The following is a 17,306-nucleotide window of genomic DNA, read 5'->3' as shown; positions in this document are numbered from 1 at the left end:
ATGCGTCCGCCTTCAGGGCGCGCGTCCGCGGAGCGGGAAGTCGTACCCCGATGAATTCGTGCGCGGACCTGGAGAGAGGCTGGAGACGTCTGGTCCCGGCGATCGTTCGAGGCGGAGCGGGAGGTCCAGATCTTCAAAAGGAGGATCGCGATGAAAATTATTCCAAAGAATTCAGACCAGCCGCGCCGTGCCCTCGCTCTTGGGATCTTTGCAGGCCTGGCTCTCACGGTCGGAGTTTCCGCCGCGGCGCTCGGTGCCGCGGGCCTCAATAACCAGGCCTATTCGTTCGGGAGGTTCGGCGGAACGCCGACTATCGGCATCGGTGGCGCGCAGGCGATCATCGGCAGCCAGGTCTTCAACATCAGGCCGGAAAATATTCTGCGTGGGCCCGATGGCAGCCTCTACACCGTCATGCAGGGGCCGGGACATAGCGCGCTTGTCTTCGATTCCGCGGGCCGGCTTGTCGTGGGCGTTCCGGGGGCTTCGCCCTTCAGCCTCTATCGCATCAGCCCATGGAGCTATCCGGCTATTTATGGATCGGACGCGGGCGATGTCGGGATGCTGACCAGCGCCACATTGACGAGCTGGACCTCAATGATCGGCGGTGGCGCCCCGGGAACATATCTCTATCCGACGAGCCAGAATGCGATCGACATGTGGATCGCCCAGGTTTTTGCCTTCCCTGGCCGATAGTCGCGGCACGGTCTGGAGCAAGCCGGGAGATCGCGTGGAGTGATCCCGGCTGCGCCAGCCTCAGATCGAAGGATCTCTGCCTTGCATGCCTTTGTTCAGCGCCCAGATCGCGGCCTGCGTGCGGTTCATCACATGGGTTTTCCTGAGGACGCTCTTGAGGTGAACCTTCACGGTCGCTTCAGCGATGTTGAGGCGGAGCGCTATGCGCTTGTTCGAGTCGCCATCGACGAGGCAGCGCAGAATTTCGATTTCCCGTTCGGACAACTCGGCGAAGGAATCGGGCTGGCGCTGATTCATCGCAAGTGGCAGGCCGTTCTGCGTGCCGTTGGCTGCGATCAGGGAGGCGAGCGAAGAGGGAAAGACTTTCTGGTCAAGAAGGACGAGCTTCAAAGACTCGGTCAGTGTTTCGCAAGAAATATTCTTCAATAAAAAACCATCGACATTGGCGGCAAAACAGGAACAAAGCTGCGTGGAGTTGAGGGTTTCACTCAGAACAACAACGCGGCAATCGGGAAGGAGGTGCCGCAGGCGGTTGACGCGACCCGGCGGATCGCCGTCCAGCGCAAGAAGCTCCACAAGCACGAGGTCGAAGTGCTCGCTGGCCTTGACGAGTTCCTCGAGGGCGGACAGGTCGCGGGCATCGCGCACCGTGTTCCCGTTCGCATCCCGCAGAAGCCGAACCATGCCTGCACGAAACAGATGGTTCGAATCCACGATTGCGATGTTGGCGTCTGCAAGAAGCATTTACTGTCTCCTTCAACTACGCGAATGAACAAAACTTCCATATGCTCGGGCCGTGGAAATTTCAGGGGGCGGCCGAGCGTCGTGAACGATGAGGTTGCTGGAGATCGGCGAAGCCCCTGGCGCCTTTGTTCTCCGATATTTCCGGTCTCAGAAAGCGATCGCCCGTCGGCGGGCATTCCTCTCTAGTCGATATCGGTCGAGCTCTTTGTGTGAATGATATGCCTTCCCGGAGCGGTCATCAAAGCGACATGGCAGTTCGCGTCCACGTTTGCTGAAAAAACCGATACTCACCCGCGAACTTCCTTGAGAGCGGCCTTGAAGCCGGCCAGCGAGAACGGGGCGATGAGGATTTTTTCCCCGACCTGATAGGCAATGACTCCCTCTCTCGTTTTCAGGAATTGTTCGAGGGCGAGATTGGTGCTGGATTCTCCCACGGGGACTTCGCAGAACTTGTCGGAGCATTTGCCGATCTTGAGGCCAGCTTGCCAGCCGCTTTCAAGCCGAAGGGAGGCGGGCTGGCCTGTTTTCGCCTTGGGCAGGATGCGCAGGCCCAGCCTGATCGGCTGACCGGCGGCCGTGCGGCCGACAAGGATCTGCACGCCGCTGCCTTCGAGGTAGGCGATGCAAACATTCTTGTCGAGGCACTGAACCGACCAGCTTTCAAACTTGCGCACAGGTGTTGCCGAATTCGCCGGGGAGGCAGCGATGACCGCGCCAACCAGAAGAGTGGCCACGAGCAATCCGGTGCGCATCCATAACATTTGCATCATTTCATTAATCTGTCCGGCCATCGTCATCCCTCCAATTGGCTTCGACTGGATACCTACAGAGCAATTCATTTAATCACACACTCTATGTAAAAAAAATGAATACGTAAGTAGTAGTTCCATCGTTTCGATAATAGTTAACGTAGATATTGAATTCGGGCGATAAAGTGAGGGTTTTCGTAAGAGAATGCACGTTTTAGTCTACATATAATTGGAAAATATTATATATAAAGCCGCGAATACGCTATGCAGGATGAATTGTTCATTTCAAATTTATTGTAATCATTCAGCAATATTCTGAGCCTTATCGCCATATATTTACAATTTGTTAAGTAATCGCGCTCTCTGGAAGTCAAGAAGGGAGCCGTGAATGTCTTTACGCCGATGGGGGAAACGGATGGCGCGTCCGTGCCATGCGGGTGCCCGGCATATCCGTCCGGCTCCGTGGCTGAAGAGGCCGCGCCCGAACGAGCGCCGCTTTTCATTGCGAGGTCCGATGGCGGGGGAAATATCATTTGCCCGGCCGCCACATTCACTCTTTAATGAAACTCATTAAATCGGTGTGGGGGCAAAGCGAGCCATGCGTGCGGCCGTTTGCGGAGCACGCGAAGCGAGGGAGGGACGCAGGTGACATTCCGGCATCCGGCGGAGCGGGATTTCAAAGGCACGATCGGGAGGACAGTTCAGGAATCCTCGCCCGACTGGCCGGCTGCCCCTTCGAGAGCGGGCAAGCCCAATGTGGTGCTCATCGTGCTCGACGATACGGGCTTTGCGCATCTGGGCTGCTATGGCTCCACCATCGCCACGCCGAATATCGACCGCCTTGCAGGCGACGGGCTCAGATTCACCGGATTCCACACAACGGCGCTCTGCTCGTCGTCCAGGGCCTGCCTCCTCACCGGCCGCAATCACCATGCGGTCGGCATGCGGGCGATCTCGAACATGGATACGGGCTATCCGAACATGCGGGGCGCCGTCACCCGGTCCGCCGCGACGCTCGCCGAGGTGCTGCGCGACAATGGCGTGGCGACTTTCGCGGCGGGCAAGTGGCATCTCGCGCCCATGGCCGAATGCACTGCCGCGGGCCCCTTCCATAACTGGCCGCTCCAGCGCGGCTTCGACCGCTATTACGGTTTTCTTCAGGGCGAGACGGATCAGTTCCACCCCGAGCTCACGCATGACAATCACTTCGTCGAGCAGCCGAAATCGCCCGAGGAGGGCTACCACGTTTCGGAAGACATCGTGGACAGGTCGATAGGCTTCATCCGGGACAGCGTCTCCATCGTGCCGGAGCGCCCGTTCTTCCTCTATCTCGCCTTCGGGGCGATGCATGCGCCGCATCAGGCGCCGCGGGTCTATCTCGACAAATATCGCGGGCGCTTCGATGCGGGCTGGGATGTGGCGCGGGAAGAATGGTTCGCGCGGCAGAAGGAGATGGGCATCGTGCCGCCCGGCACGGGGCTTGCCCCGCGCAATCCCGGCGTGAAGCCCTGGGCCGAGCTCGGCGACAATGAAAGGAAGTTCGCGGCACGGCTTCAGGAAGCCTTCGCCGCCATGCTGGAGCACACCGACGCGCAGATCGGCAGGCTGGTGAGCTTCCTCGAAGAGCTGGGCCTCATGGAGAACACGCTTCTCATGCTCGTCTCCGACAATGGCGCGAGCCAGGAAGGCGGCCCGACCGGCGTTCTCGACGAGATGCGGTACTTCAATCTCATGGCCGAGGATGTGGAGAAGGCCGTCGAGCGGCTCGACGATATTGGCGGGCCGCAGAGCCACAGCAACATTCCCTGGGGCTGGGCGCAGGCGGGCAATACGCCGCTCAAATGGTACAAACAGAACACGCATGGCGGCGGCGTGCGCGATCCCTTCATCGTTCACTGGCCGAAGGGCATCGGGCGGCCCGGCGAGATCCGGCGCCAGTTCTGCCATGCCATCGACGTCACGCCGACCGTCCTCGAGGTGATGGGCATCGAGCCGCCTTCGGTCGTGGCGGGCGTGCCGCAAATGCCGATCCATGGCGCGAGCATTCTCACGGCCTTTACCGATCCGCAGGCGAAGCCCGGGCGTCCCGTCCAGTATTTCGAGATGGGCGGCGATCGCGGTCTTTGGCTCGATGGCTGGAAGGCCGTCACGCATCATGCGCGCGGCACGCCGTTCGAGCAGGATCGCTGGGAGCTTTATCATCTCGACGAGGATTTCTCCGAGTATCACGATCTCGCCGAGCGCGAGCCAGCGCGGCTCAAGGCCATGGTGGAACGGTGGTGGCAGGAGGCGGAGGCGCATGGCGTCCTGCCGCTCGACGATCGGGGTGCCTTCGATCTCTTCCGCGCCTCGCGCAGGCCCGGCATGCCGACCTCGCGCTCGCGCTTCGTCTATTATCCGCCCGTCTCGCACATCGTTTCGGATGCCTGCCCGCCCGTCTTCCGCGGCTGGCAGATGACGGCCGAGATCGACCATCCGGCGGGCACCGCCGATGGGGCGCTGGTGGCGCGAGGCAGCATCAATAGCGGCTTTGCCTTCCATATCGACCGGGGCCGCCTGCATTTCGACTACAACTGCTTCCACGACCACACGCTCGTCGCGGCGCCGGAAGCACTGACGCCCGGCAAGCATGAGGTCGGCGCCGTGGTCGAGCGCATGGCCGACGGTTCCGGCACGGTCGCGCTCGTCATCGACGGCAAGACGGTCGCAACGGCGACGATCCCGAAGCTTCTCTTCCTCATTTCCAGCATCGGCATGGATATCGGCCGCAGCCTTTCGCCGGTCAGCGAGGCTTATCGCGCGCCTTTCGCCTATCCGGGCCGGATCGCGAAAGTCGTGTTCGGGCTGCCGCACGCGGAGCCCGACGCGGCCTCCGCCAATGCCGACCGAGCGCATGTGCGCGCCGCCATGTCGCGGCAGTAATATCGACGCATCACGGAAGAACCGACATTTCGGGGAGGTCATTCATGTCGTTGCCCACACCACTGCTTCTGCGCGGCGCGCCCGGCTCGCCCTATACGCGCAAGATGCTGGCCGTGCTTCGCTACAGGCACATTCCCTATGAGTTCCTTCAGGGCGACGCGCCGGAGAAGCGCGGCCTGCCGAGGCCCAAGGTGCAACTCCTGCCGACCTTCTATCTGCCGAACGAGCGGGGCGAGGTGGAGGCCGTGGTCGACTCGACCCCGCTCATCCGCCGCTTCGAGGCGGCGTTCCCGCAGCGCCGCGTCGTGCCCGCCGATCCGGTGGTCGAGTTTCTCGACTATCTGCTCGAGGATTTCGGCGATGAATGGCTGACGAAGGCCATGTTCCATTATCGCTGGTACTACAAGCCGGACATCGAGCGCGCGGCGGCGATCCTGCCGCGCTGGCGCGATCTGACGGCGCCGGAAGCGGAGGCGCTTAAGATGGGCGAGATCTTCGCCGAGCGGCAGATTTCGCGCCTCTATGTCGTCGGCTCGAACGACACGACTGCGCCCGTCATCGAGGCAAGCTACAAGCGCGTTCTCGACGCCTTCAAGGCGCATCTCGAGCAGCGGCCCTTCCTCATGGGCCGTCGTCCGGGCGCGTCGGATTTCGGTTTCTACGGCCAGTTGACGCAGCTCACCCATTTCGACCCGACTCCGATGGAGGTGACGCTTGCGCGCGCGCCGCGCGTATTCGCCTGGGTCGATGTGGTGGAGGATCTGTCAGGTCTCGATCCCGCCGAGAGCGACTGGATGGCGCGCGACGACATTCCGGGCACGCTCCGGGCGCTCCTCAAGGAAGTCGGCCGGGTCTATGTGCCGGCGCTTCTTGCCAACGCGGCCGCGCTCGCCTCGGGCAGCGCGGAGGTCCGCACCGAGATCGACGGGCAGGCCTGGGTGCAGCAGCCCTTCCCCTATCAGGGCAAGTGCCTGCAATGGTTGCGCGAGAAATATGCGGTGCTGAGGGCGGCCGATCGCGCCGATGTCGACCGGATCCTCGCGGGCACGGGCTGCGAGCGGCTCTTCACCGCCTGAGACGGAGCGTCGCCTCCGGTCCGCGCGCCCGATGGGAAGGCGCCCGGTCAGAGGCGATAGAGCCAGCCGGGGCCCACGAATTCCTGCCCCTCGTCGCGGCCGACCTCCGTTTCGATCAGCGCGTTCGTCCTGGCGTTGAGCGCGAGGATGAGTTCCTTATGCGCCTCGGGCTCCAGCGCGAGGTTCTGAAGCTCGTCGGGGTCAGTCGCGGTGTCATAAAGCGCCAGATCGTTATGCGCGCGAAGCGTCTCCCAGTCCCTCGGCATGTGATGCTCGCCGAGCCCGAAGAAGCGCGCGAACTTGTAGCGCCCGTCGAACACGCCCCTGTGGAGGCCGCGATTGGTCCGCGAGGGCCCGAGATGGCCGAGCTTCAGCGACTCGATCAGCATCGTCCAGGCTGAAGGTGTGCGGGCATTGCGCATCATGCCTTCGATCATCTGCGGGTCGATATAGAAGGGCACGCCGTAATTGTAGAAGGCGCCGCGCTCGTCGCGCTCCGTGCGCCCGCCGGTGAGCGCATTGGCAAGGCTCACGCCGGGCAGCTTGCCGAGCGGGTCTTCGAGTTCGCCTGGCTTGCCGCCCGCGAATTCGTAAAGCGTGGGCAAGAGGTCGACGGTGCTGCCGAGGCTGTCGACGGTGCGCGCCTTCCGCGCGTCGGGATGGCTGATATAGAGCGGGACCGCTACGTTCTCCTTGAAGATCACCGGGCCTTTCTGGCGCAGGCGCTGGGCGCCTGCCATCTCGCCATGATCGGCGGTGAGCACGACAATCGTGTCATCAGCGAGGCCGAGCGTCTCGAGCGCGGAGAAGAGGCGGCGCACCTTGTAGCTCGCATCGCGGATGCAGTTGAAATAATAGCTCTGGTTCCTGCGCCAGACGCGCTCGTCATCGGGCATCGCGCCATAGGTGAGGTCGCAGACCTTGCGGTAGGAGTTCACCGCCCAGGGTTCGCCCTCGGCGGGCTTTCGATAGAAGCTCGCGGGAAGGGGCAGGTCGCTCCAGTCGCGGTCATAGATCTCGCTCGCGGGCGCCGGCGCGAGCGGGGAGAGCACATCCGGGTTGCCGCGCGTCGCCGTCTGGCCCTGCCATGCCTCGAAGAAGCAGATGTCGTGCGGGTTCACGAGATTGACGGCGAGGAACCAGGGCTGTTCGGCGGGGAGCTTGCGCGCCACCTCGTCGAGCCACTGGATCGCGGAGCTTACCGTCGGCCCGTCATAGCGATAGCCGTCCCACACCTTGCCATGCGGATCGCCGTCGATGTTGTAGTCGCTGAAGCCATAGGGCTCGAGCGAGCGGTCGGTCTTGATATAGGGGCCGTAGCCGAGCTGCGCGGCATGGGGAATGTCGCTCAGGTGCCATTTGCCCTTATAGGCCGTGTAGTAGCCGAGATCGCGCAGATGGTGCCCGATGGAGCGGAGCTTGCCGTTGAGGCGGGGGAAGGGCGGCGCGCCGTCATTCACCACCATGTCCGTCTGCTGCGTGTGCCGCCCGAAATAAGCGACCGAGCGCGAGGGCGAGCAGGGCGTGGTGTTGACGTTGTATTTCGCAAAGAAAGTGCCGCGCTCGCCGATCCATTCATGCGCGGGGAGATCGAGGCCCGAAGGCAGCGTCGTCGCGGAGCGCTCCTGATCGGTCATCACGAAAAGGATGTTGGGGCGCTTGCGTCCGGCAATCGCCGGTGCGGCGAGAACGGGGCCTGCCTGAACGGCCGCGAGCGCCGCCATGCCGGTGCCGACAAGCTGGCGGCGCGTGGGCTTCCAGCCGTTTCCCGTGCTGTCGCTCATGGAGCGCGTCCTTTCATGGCTTCGATGATGTCTTCTTCCAGCGCCCAGAAACGATCCTGGCCCCAATGCGCGGGCAGGCCGTCGACGCGAAAGCTCGGCGCGCCCCAGAGGCCCGCGTCGAAAAGCGCCTTGCGATTTTCCTCCGCCACCTCGCGCCAGCTTTCATCGGCGAGGGCTGCCTTCACCGTTTCGGCGTCGAGGCCCGCGCGGCGGGCGACATCCATCAGCCCTTCATCGGAGGCGAGGTCGATGCCATCGGCGAAGGCGGCACGCATCCCGAGTTCCACGAATTCCTCGCCCCGGCCGCATTTCACGGCATGGTGAAGAACGGCGAGCGCGCGCTCGGCGCCGGCGCCCACCGGATCGACCGATTTGCCGAAGGGCGTCGCCGCGCGTTCGGCCTCGCGCTTCGTGTCGAGCATGATGTAGAAGCGCTTGACGCGGGGCACCGGCAGGCCGCGCATCACCATGGGCAGAATGAAGCGGAGGCGCAATTCGGCATCGTAATGCCGGGCGATCTGCCTCATCCGTGGGAAGGAAATGCACGAATAGGGGCTGCGGAAGGAAAACCAGTAGTCGATCACGGGCCGTGCGCCGCCTTGCGGGCGAGGCAGGAGCTTCAGCCCGCGATAGGGCGCGAGTGGCGGCGTTCCCTTCGGCGCGCGGTCGAGACCGAGGCCGCTCAGCCTTTCCTCGAGATGGTTGAGGCGGTCGACGCCCCAATACCACTCGCCCTCGAAACAGAACATGGCGCCGAGATAATGTCCGCGCCGCCGCCTTTCCCTGCCGCCCGCCGCGAGCGCCGAGGCGAGCGAAGCCGGATCGGCGCGGCCCGCCGTTTCGCCGAGCCGGTCGAGCGCCGCCCTGTCGCCCGCCCATAATGCGCGCCCCGCATCGGCCGCCAGTTCCGCGAACCGGCCGCTCGCCACGGCGCGGGCGAGAACCGCGTTGCAGGCCGCCACGATGTCCCCCGCGGGCAATGCGTCAGCCGGCGGAAATTCGAGGCCATATTCGCGGGCAAGGCGCGGCGCATCCCTCAGCGCATAGCGCCGCAGCCTCTCGCGCTCCGGCGCGGCGGCATCGTCGGGAGGCGGAACGATCCAGGGCGTGAAGGCGACATCGTAGCGCGCGAGAAGGGGCGCGAGCATCTGCGCCGCGACGTGGCTGTAGGGATCGTCGGCCTGATGGAAATAATGGATGGTGGGTTTGTCGCCGCGCAGATTGCGCGAAAGCGCGTGGAAGGCGCGGCGCGAATTGCGCAGCGCCCGGCTCGTCAGAAGAGAGCTTCCCGCGCGGCCGATCAGAGCTTTCATGCCGGTCCTCATCTCATCGCCCTTGACGCACCGGTTTATATAGTGACACGATCAATGTCAATATATAGGCATGGGCCAGAACGCCCTTCCGAAGGAGACGCCATGAGAGTGCTGAGAACGCCGGACGCGTGTTTTGCGAATCTGCCGGGATTTCCCTTTTCGCCCAACTACTTCGACGTGAAGGATGCGGACGGGACGGTGCTGCGGGTTCACACGGTCGATGAGGGGCCGAAAGCGGCGGCGCCTGTTCTTCTCATGCATGGCGAGCCTTCATGGTCCTATCTCTATCGCCACATGATCCCCGCGCTCGCAGCGCGCGGCCACCGGGTGCTGGCGCCCGATCTCGTCGGTTTCGGCCGCTCGGACAAGCCGGAAGAGGTCGCCGACTATACCTACGAGCGCCATGTGAAATGGATGAGCGACTGGCTCACCGGGCTCGATCTCAGGGGCGTCACGCTCTTCTGTCAGGATTGGGGGGGCCTTATCGGGCTGCGTCTCGTCGCCGCCTTCCCGGACCGTTTCGCGCGCGTCGTCGTGGCGAATACGGGCCTGCCGACCGGCACGGGCTGGACGGAAGCCTTCAAGCAGTGGCTCGATTTCAGCCAGACCGTGCCCGAGCTTCCCATCGGCGAGATCGTCAGCATGGGGACGAAGCGCGGGCTCGATCAGGCGGAGAAGGCCGCCTATCTCGCGCCCTTCCCGGAGGAGGCCTACAAGGCGGGCGCGCGGGCCTTTCCGGCGCTCGTCCCGATCACGCCGGAACATGGCTCGGTCGAGGAGAACAAGGCGGCGTGGAAGGTTCTGGAGCGTTTCGACAAGCCCTTCCTCACCGCCTTCAGCGATGGCGATCCGGTGACGGCGGGCGGCGAGCGCGTCTTCCGGGAGCGGGTGCCGGGCGCGAAAGGGCAGGCCCATGTGACAATCGCCGGGGGAGGGCATTTCCTCCAGGAAGACAAGCCGGCTGAGCTTGTCGATGTGATTGATGGCCTCATTCGCAAAACGGCCTGAGGGGGAGGGCACATGAAATACGAAATCGCCGTCTATCCGGAGCGGGAGAAGCTGATGGAGCTTGCGGGATCGACCGATCCCGCGCCCATCGTCATGGTCAACCTGCTGAAGTTCCGCGATGTCGCCGAGTACAAGGATGGCGGCACGGAAAGGATCAGCGGGCGTGAAGCCTATATGCGCTACGGCGTGGAAATGCGCCGGATCGTGGAAGCGGCGGGCGGGCGCTTCCTCATCTCGGCGGCGCTGAACAGCACCGTCATCGGCCAGGTGGAGGAACTTTGGGACATGGTGGCGCTCGTCGAATATCCCTCGGCGGCGGCCTTTTTCGCCATCGCGACGTCGCCGGAGGTTCTTGCGCTCGGCAAGCATCGGGAGGCGGGCCTTGCGGGCCAGCTCCTCATCCGCTCGACGCTGCTTGAGGATCACGTCTAGGGACGGGGGCCGTCCGCTCCCCGCTTTCTCGCGGGCGGGCAAGGCGCGGCCTTTTCTTTCCTGTCAGCGGGCGGCATAACCATCAGGGCTTATCTCCATGGAAGGGCCGATGGCGCGAACCGGAAAAATCGAAGCAGGCATGGATGGGCGGCGGCTGCGCGGGCAGGAGAACCGCCGCCGGATCGTCGAGGCCATGCTCGAACTCGTGCGCGAGGGCAATATCTCGCCGGGCGCAGAGGAAGTGTCGGCGCGGGCGAATGTCGGCCTACGGACGGTATTCCGGCATTTCGACGATATGGACAGCCTCTATCGCGAGCTGTCCGAAATGATGCGCGCGGAAATCGAGCCCGTGATGAACAGGCCATGGCCCGAGGGCGGCTGGCCGGCGCGCCTCGATGCGATCGTCGAGCGGCGCGCGCAGGTGTTCGAGAAGATCATGCCGTTCCAGATCGCCGCCGATGTGCACAAGCACCGGTCCGCCTTTCTGCGCGAGGACCATGAGCTGCTGACGCGGATGCAGCGCGCGATGCTGCGCGAAGCCCTGCCGCCCGAGCTGCGGAAGGACCGCATAGTCTTCGAGGCGCTCGAACTGCTCCTGAGCCTCGATGCGTGGCGCCGGCTTCGTCTCGAGCAGGGGCTTTCCGTCCAGCAGGCGAAGAAGACCATGGCGGCGGCCGCCGCCGCGGTCAGCGCCGCCAGGGGGAAGTGAGGCGGGGCTGATCCCTGGGGATTGATGTTTGCGCGCCGCGGGAGAAAATGATCTCCATGAGCGCAGAGCCTGCCACGGGGGAGCCGGCTGCCGAGTGGCGTTCCTCCGCCGATCTGTTCGGCCATCCCAAGGGGCTCACATTTCTGTTCGGAACGGAAATGTGGGAGCGCTTCTCATATTACGGGATGCGCGCCGTCCTCGTCCTCTACATGGTCAAATATCTGCTGCTGCCGGGACAGGCGGAAGGCGTCGTCGGGCTTGCGACGCTCAGGGCGGCGCTCGAATGGGTGCTCGGGCCGCTCGGCCCCCAGCCGCTCGCCTCGCAGATCTACGGCCTCTATACGGGCTTCGTCTATCTCACGCCGATCATCGGCGGGCTCGTCGCCGACCGGCTTCTCGGTCAGCGCCGGACGGTCATCATCGGCGCAGCGCTCATGGCGGCGGGTCATTTCATGATGGCGTTCGAGGGGCTTTTCCTCCTCGCGCTCTTCACACTCATCCTCGCCAATGGCGCCTTCAAGCCCAATATCTCGACGCAGGTCGGCAGCCTCTATGCGCCGGGCGATCATCGCCGCGACCGCGCCTATTCAATCTTCTATGTCGGCATCAATCTCGGCGGGTTCATGGCGCCGCTCGTCTGCGGCACGCTCGGCGAAAAGGTCGGCTGGCACTATGCCTTCGGCGCGGCAGGCATCGGCATGCTTTTCGGTCTCGTCATCTATCTTTACGGCCAGCGCCATCTGCCGCCCGATCCCCGCGAGCGCATCGCCGCCGCAAGGCGGGAGGCAAGGCCGCTCGACCGTGAAGACTGGCGCGCCATTGCCGTTCTGCTTGCCCTTTTCGTGCCGGTCAGTTTCTTCTGGGCGACCTATGAGCAGCAGGGCAACACGATCGTTCTCTGGGCGGACGGGTTCACGGACCGCTCGCTCGATCTCCTCTTCTGGCAGGGAGAGATTCCGACGACGTGGTTCCAGTCCTTCAATCCGTTCCTGATCTTCGCCTTCACGCCGCTCGTCGTGAGCCTCTGGGCGCGGCAGGCGCGGAAGGGGAGCGAGCCGTCAACGATTTCCAAGATGGCGCTTGGCTGCCTCGGCGTCGCCATCGCCAATCTGATCCTCGCATTCGCGGCCTGGCAGGCGGGCGGGGATGGCGGCAAGGCAGGCTGGCTCTGGCTTTTCGCCTATTTCGTCATCATCACCGTCGGCGAGCTTTACATCTCGCCCATCGGTCTTTCTCTCGTCTCGAAGATCGCGCCCGCCTCCATTCTCTCGCTTCTCATGGGGCTGTGGCTTGCGACGAGCTTCGCCGGCAATCTTCTCGCGGGCTGGCTCGGCGGTTTCTGGAGCGCGATGGGGAAGAGCGAATTCTTCCTCATGATCGCGCTCATCGCCCTTGTCGCATCGGCCGCGATTCGTCTCCTCGCCGGACCGCTGAAATCCGCTCTCGACCAGTAGCCTCAGTCGTGATTGGCGGTGAGGCGCAGGAATTCCTGGCGCGTTCTCGGATCGTCGCGCACATCGCCCAGAAGCTGGCTCGTCGTCAGCGTCGCGCCGGGGGAATTGACGCCGCGAAGCGTCATGCAGTTGTGCTCGGCGCGAATGACGACGCCGACGCCCTTGGGTTGCAGGATCTCGTAGATCGCCCGCGCGATGTCCGCTGTCAGCTTCTCCTGAATCTGGAGGCGCTTGGCAAAGCCCTGCACGACGCGCGCGAGCTTGGAGATGCCGACGACGCGCCTTGAAGGCAGATAGCCCACATGCGCGACCCCGACCACGGGCAGCATGTGATGCTCGCAGAAGCTCGTGACGCGAATGTCGCGCAGCACGACCAGCTCGTCATAGCCGCCTACTTCCTCGAACACGCGTTCGAGATAGGCGCGCGGATCGGTGTCATAGCCCGAGAAGAGTTCGCGGTAGGAGCGCACCACGCGGCCCGGCGTGTCGATCAATCCTTCGCGCTTCGGGTCGTCGCCCGCCCAGCGAATGAGAGTGCGGACCGCGGCTTCTGCTTCTTCCTCTGTTGGTTTCTGATCGTCTGACACTGAGGAGCCTCACCTGATTGTTCTTGTTGGTCTTCGTCGCGCCACTTTTATGCAAGAGGGAGGCTGCGGATTCCAGCTTTTCCCTTGCAACGCGCCCGTGGCGCCGATCTCTGCCCTTCATATGCGCCATTTGCGCCGCTGGATCACCCCCTTGGAGCGCGAAATGGCCGTGGCGCCGCATTTAACCCTGACGCCATCATGGATTTGTGAGGGTTTGATACCGATCAATGCCGCATTTTCCGCCCACCGCGATCATCTGAGGACGAAACGATCACGATCGGACAGACGATGGCGCGGTCGGGCAGCGAGGCGCGAAGCGAGGACGGAGCGGTCCACCCGTCACCTCATCGCCGTTCACCTGTGCGCCGGATGGCGCAGTGTGCCGTCGAGCGTCAGCAATTCGCCATATATGTCGATGCGCCGGTCGCGGAAGACGCCCCATTCGAGGCGCGCGCGGCGAAGCGCGTCGAGATCGAATTGCGCGGTGAGCACGGCTTCATCGGACTCGCCCGCCTCGGCCACCTTCTTGCCCGTGTTGTCGGCGATGAAGGACGAGCCGTAGAACGTGATTTCGCATGTGCGCCCTTCTTCGCGCCCGATCCTGTTCGAGGCGATGACGGGCACCATATTGGCCGCCGCGTGCCCCTGCATGGTGCGCTGCCAGTGGTCGCGGGAATGGATGGTCGGGTCGTGCGGCTCGGAGCCGATCGCCGTCGGATAGCAGATGATGTCGGCGCCCTTGAGCGCGAGGATGCGCGCGGTTTCCGGGAACCACTGGTCCCAGCAGACGGCCGCGCCGACGCGGGCATATCGCGTGTTCCAGACGAGGAAACCGCTGTCGCCGGGGGAGAAATAATATTTCTCCTTGTATCCCGGCCCGTCGGGGATGTGCGACTTGCGATAGACGCCAAGGATTTCTCCATCCGCGTCGATCATGACGAGCGAGTTGTAGAGGGCGTTGTTCGTCCGCTCATAGATGGAGACGGGCAGCACGACACCCAGGCGATATGCGAGGGCCCGCATGTGCCGCACGGCGGGATTGTCCGCCACGGGCAGGGCGAGATGAAGAAAGCCGGGCTCCGTGTCCTTGCAGAAATAGGGCGTCTCGAAAAGCTCCTGAAGCAGGACGATCTGCGCGCCGCGCTCGGCGGCATGCGTGACGAGCTTTTCCGCTCTCGCAATGTTCTCGTCGCGATCGGGGCCGCAGGCCATCTGCGTCGCGGCAACGGTCAGTTCGGACATCTTTGCACCCGGCGATACGGAAACGAAGGCTCATCCGCAATGGAGGGCCGCACCGACTCTAGATCGCCGCGTCGCGCCTTCGCAACCTCCTTGCAGCCAGCGTCATAGGTTCCTCATGCGTCACTTCATCGACACACAGGATTTCTCGAAGGCCGAGCTCCTCGATCTCATCCAGCTCATCCATCTCACCAAGGACGCGGACAAGCAGGGCGCGCTGCCGCCGCTTCTGAGCGGCACGTCGCTCGGCATGATCTTCGAGGAGCCTTCCACGCGCACGCGCGTTTCCTTCGAGGTCGCAATGACGAAGCTCGGCGGCCATGCGCTCTATCTCCGGCCGGGTGAAATCCATCTCGGCCAGCGCGAATCCACCAAGGACACGGCGAAGGTCATCAGCCGGATGGTGAATGCGATCGAGGCGCGGACGCTCTCGCACAAGACGGTGCTGGAGCTTGCGCGGCACGCAACCGTGCCCGTCATCAACGGGCTCACCGACTACAACCATCCGACGCAGGTGATCTGCGACGTCTTCACCATGCTCGAGCACAAATTGCCCGGAAAGTTGCTCGAGGACCTCAATGTCGTCTTCATCGGCGACACGACGAATGTGTGCTCGTCGCTCATGCTCATCTGCACCCAGCTCGGCATGCGCTTCACGCAGGCCGCGCCTCGAAAATATCAGGCGCCGGAAAGCTTGCAGGAGATCGCGCGAGAGAACTGCAAATTGTCGGGCGGAACGCTCGTCGTGACGGACGATCCCGTCGCCGCCGTGAGCGATGCCGACTTCATTTATACCGATCTGTGGTGGTGGGTCGGGCAGGAGGCGGAAATCCCCGAGCGCAAGGCCGCCTTCATGCCGAATTTCCAGGTTAATCTCGCCCTTTTCGAGAAGGCGCCCCGCCACGCGAAGATGATGCATTGCCTGCCTGCGAGCCGCGGCGTCGAGGCGACGGACGAGGTTCTCGATCACCCCCGCTCCATCATCTACGACCAGTCCGAGAACCGCCTTCACACGGAGAAGGCCATTCTCATCAAATTCGTCTATCCGCGCGTCAGCCGTCCGCCGCACACATTGCGCGACTGGCACGCGGGACGCATTCAGGCGTTTCTCGGCGAAAGCCTCCGTCTCACCTTCGATCCTTCGTGAACTGCAACCGCCGAACCAGATCGGAAAGCGTGGAGATATGAAAATGATCGCTCTCAACGAACCGGTGCCTCAGAGTCGCGGTTTCAAGCGCGTGCTCAATCAGCTCGACATGACGCTTTTCACCGTCTGCGCGATCCTCGTCATCGACACGCTCGCGGCCTCAGCCAAGGTCGGCGTGTCGTCGCTGGCGTGGTGGGTCATCACCTTCGTCTTCTTCTTCGTGCCCTATGGCCTCATCGTGGCCGAACTCGGCGCGGCATATCCGAGCGAAGGCGGCATACAGCAATGGATCAGGCGCGCCTATGGCGACAAATGGGCCGGACGCACCGTCTGGTATTACTGGGTCAATGTCGCGCTCTGGATGCCATCTGTGTACATCCTTTTCGCGGGCATGTTCGCGCAGCTCTTCGCGCCTGAAATGAGCCTCTGGGTCAAGATCGCCCTTGGCGTCCTTCTGACATGGATCACCGTCGGCGTCGGCATCGCAAGCCTCGCCAACAGCAAATGGGTGCCGAATATCGGAGCGGTGGTGAAGGCTGCGATCATGCTCATCATGGGCGTCGCCGGCATATGGATCGCCTCGACACGTGGCTTCGCCAATGAGATGACGCTCTCGACGCTGACGCCCGGCTGGGATGTCGGCCTCGCCTTCCTGCCCGTCGTCGTCTACAACTTTCTCGGCTTCGAACTCATGTCGGGCGCGGGAGAGGAAATGGAGAATCCGGCTCGCGATGTGCCGATCGCAATCGTCGTCGCCGGTCTTGCCATTGTCGGCTTCTATCTGCTCGCGACCTTCGGCATCCTCGTCGCGCTTCCGGTGAACGAGATCGGCCTCATCAGCGGCGTCCTCGACACGGTCTCGCGGCTTCTGGGCGAATCCGAACTCGCCAAGACCGCGACCGTTCTCATCGGCATCGGCGCTCTCTACACCTTCTTCGCCAATATGGTGACCTGGACGCTCGGCGCGAACCGCACCGCGCAGGCCGCCGCCGCCGATGGCGAGCTTCCCGCCGTCCTGGCCTCGCTCCATCCGACCTATCAGACGCCTGTTGGCGCTTTTCTCTGGACGGGCATCGTCTCGACGGTCGTCATCGTGCTTTACGGCTTCATGGCAGCAAGCGCGGAGGATCTCTTCTGGTCGCTCTTCGCCTTCAGCTCGATCATCTTCCTGCTACCCTATCTTCTCGTCTTCCCCGCCTTCCTGCGGCTGAGGCGGATCGACGCCGGGACAGCGCGGCCCTATCGCGTGCCGGGCGGCATGACGGCCTTGACGCTCATCGCCGCCATATGCGTTCTCTTCATTCTCCAGGCCATTCTCTTCTTCGTCTGGGTGCCGGGCGAGCCGGTCGACTGGAGCACGGCCGGGCCGGTCCTTGGCGGTGTCGTCCTCACCGTTCTCATCGGCGAAATCATTCTCGCGTTGCAGACGCGCCGCAAAGGAGCCTGAAA

General features: G+C 63.5%; 15 protein-coding genes. 9 read left to right on the top strand and 6 right to left on the bottom strand.

Features of this window, described 5'->3' with window-relative positions:
* The first annotated feature begins 150 nt into the window (after positions 1-150).
* Entirely contained in the window at positions 151-693 is a 543-nt protein-coding gene (locus WBG82_RS12980) for a hypothetical protein (RefSeq protein ID WP_424424938.1), read from the top strand.
* A gap of 60 nt (positions 694-753) precedes the next feature.
* Here the strand turns inward: WBG82_RS12980 and WBG82_RS12975 are convergent, their stop codons facing one another.
* Positions 754-1,437, bottom strand: coding sequence for a LuxR C-terminal-related transcriptional regulator (locus WBG82_RS12975; RefSeq protein ID WP_424424937.1), 684 nt, complete (start codon positions 1,435-1,437; stop codon positions 754-756).
* Positions 1,438-1,724: 287 nt separating this feature from the next.
* The gene (locus WBG82_RS12970) at positions 1,725-2,228 is read right to left on the bottom strand and encodes a hypothetical protein (protein WP_424424936.1); all 504 of its coding nucleotides are present in this window, start codon (positions 2,226-2,228) and stop codon (positions 1,725-1,727) included.
* 603 nt (positions 2,229-2,831) lie between these two features.
* Between WBG82_RS12970 and WBG82_RS12965 the strand changes: the two genes are divergently transcribed.
* Together WBG82_RS12965 and WBG82_RS12960 are read left to right on the top strand one after the other, a co-directional pair.
* Positions 2,832-5,108, top strand: coding sequence for an arylsulfatase (locus WBG82_RS12965; protein WP_424424935.1), 2,277 nt, complete (start codon positions 2,832-2,834; stop codon positions 5,106-5,108).
* Positions 5,109-5,152: 44 nt separating this feature from the next.
* Positions 5,153-6,184: a glutathione S-transferase N-terminal domain-containing protein gene (locus WBG82_RS12960; RefSeq protein WP_424424934.1), complete on the top strand. Its 1,032-nt coding sequence runs from the start codon at positions 5,153-5,155 to the stop codon at positions 6,182-6,184.
* Between the two features lie 47 nt (positions 6,185-6,231).
* On the opposite strand, the gene WBG82_RS12955 is transcribed toward WBG82_RS12960, so the two are convergent.
* Both WBG82_RS12955 and WBG82_RS12950 read right to left on the bottom strand, forming a co-directional pair.
* Entirely contained in the window at positions 6,232-7,968 is a 1,737-nt protein-coding gene (locus WBG82_RS12955) for a sulfatase-like hydrolase/transferase (protein WP_424424933.1), read from the bottom strand.
* On the bottom strand, positions 7,965-9,281 hold the full coding sequence (locus WBG82_RS12950; protein WP_424424932.1) for a DsbA family protein: 1,317 nt from the start codon (positions 9,279-9,281) through the stop codon (positions 7,965-7,967). Before WBG82_RS12950 ends, WBG82_RS12955 begins: the two co-directional genes overlap by 4 nt.
* Positions 9,282-9,383: 102 nt before the next feature.
* Between WBG82_RS12950 and WBG82_RS12945 the strand changes: the two genes are divergently transcribed.
* From WBG82_RS12945 to WBG82_RS12930, 4 genes are all read left to right on the top strand, one after another.
* Complete coding sequence (locus tag WBG82_RS12945; protein WP_424424931.1) at positions 9,384-10,289, top strand: haloalkane dehalogenase; 906 nt, start codon at positions 9,384-9,386, stop codon at positions 10,287-10,289.
* A 12-nt stretch (positions 10,290-10,301) separates the two neighbouring features.
* Entirely contained in the window at positions 10,302-10,721 is a 420-nt protein-coding gene (locus WBG82_RS12940) for a DUF1330 domain-containing protein (protein WP_424424930.1), read from the top strand.
* A gap of 109 nt (positions 10,722-10,830) precedes the next feature.
* Complete coding sequence (locus WBG82_RS12935; RefSeq protein ID WP_424424929.1) at positions 10,831-11,430, top strand: TetR/AcrR family transcriptional regulator; 600 nt, start codon at positions 10,831-10,833, stop codon at positions 11,428-11,430.
* A 56-nt stretch (positions 11,431-11,486) separates the two neighbouring features.
* Positions 11,487-12,884 (top strand): peptide MFS transporter, encoded by a 1,398-nt coding sequence (locus WBG82_RS12930; protein WP_424424928.1) that lies wholly within the window; start codon positions 11,487-11,489, stop codon positions 12,882-12,884.
* A gap of 2 nt (positions 12,885-12,886) precedes the next feature.
* Here the strand turns inward: WBG82_RS12930 and folE are convergent, their stop codons facing one another.
* Positions 12,887-13,471 (bottom strand): GTP cyclohydrolase I FolE, encoded by a 585-nt coding sequence (gene folE / locus WBG82_RS12925; RefSeq protein WP_324297465.1) that lies wholly within the window; start codon positions 13,469-13,471, stop codon positions 12,887-12,889.
* Between the two features lie 354 nt (positions 13,472-13,825).
* Entirely contained in the window at positions 13,826-14,713 is an 888-nt protein-coding gene (gene aguB, locus WBG82_RS12920; protein WP_424424927.1) for an N-carbamoylputrescine amidase, read from the bottom strand.
* Positions 14,714-14,828: 115 nt separating this feature from the next.
* On the opposite strand from aguB, the gene ptcA reads away from it, so the two are divergent.
* Both ptcA and WBG82_RS12910 read left to right on the top strand, forming a co-directional pair.
* Positions 14,829-15,857 carry a putrescine carbamoyltransferase gene (gene ptcA / locus WBG82_RS12915; protein ID WP_424424926.1) on the top strand — a complete coding sequence of 343 codons (1,029 nt, stop codon included), beginning with the start codon at positions 14,829-14,831 and terminating at the stop codon, positions 15,855-15,857.
* Between the two features lie 43 nt (positions 15,858-15,900).
* On the top strand, positions 15,901-17,304 hold the full coding sequence (locus WBG82_RS12910; RefSeq protein ID WP_424424925.1) for an APC family permease: 1,404 nt from the start codon (positions 15,901-15,903) through the stop codon (positions 17,302-17,304).
* Positions 17,305-17,306: the final 2 nt, after the last annotated feature.

It is taken from the genome of Parvibaculum sp. (genome assembly GCF_049671045.1).
In the GTDB taxonomy this organism is placed as follows: domain Bacteria; phylum Pseudomonadota; class Alphaproteobacteria; order Parvibaculales; family Parvibaculaceae; genus Parvibaculum.
The sequence above is the reverse complement of the archived record's forward strand: the minus strand, read 5'-3'. Positions and strand labels throughout refer to the sequence as shown.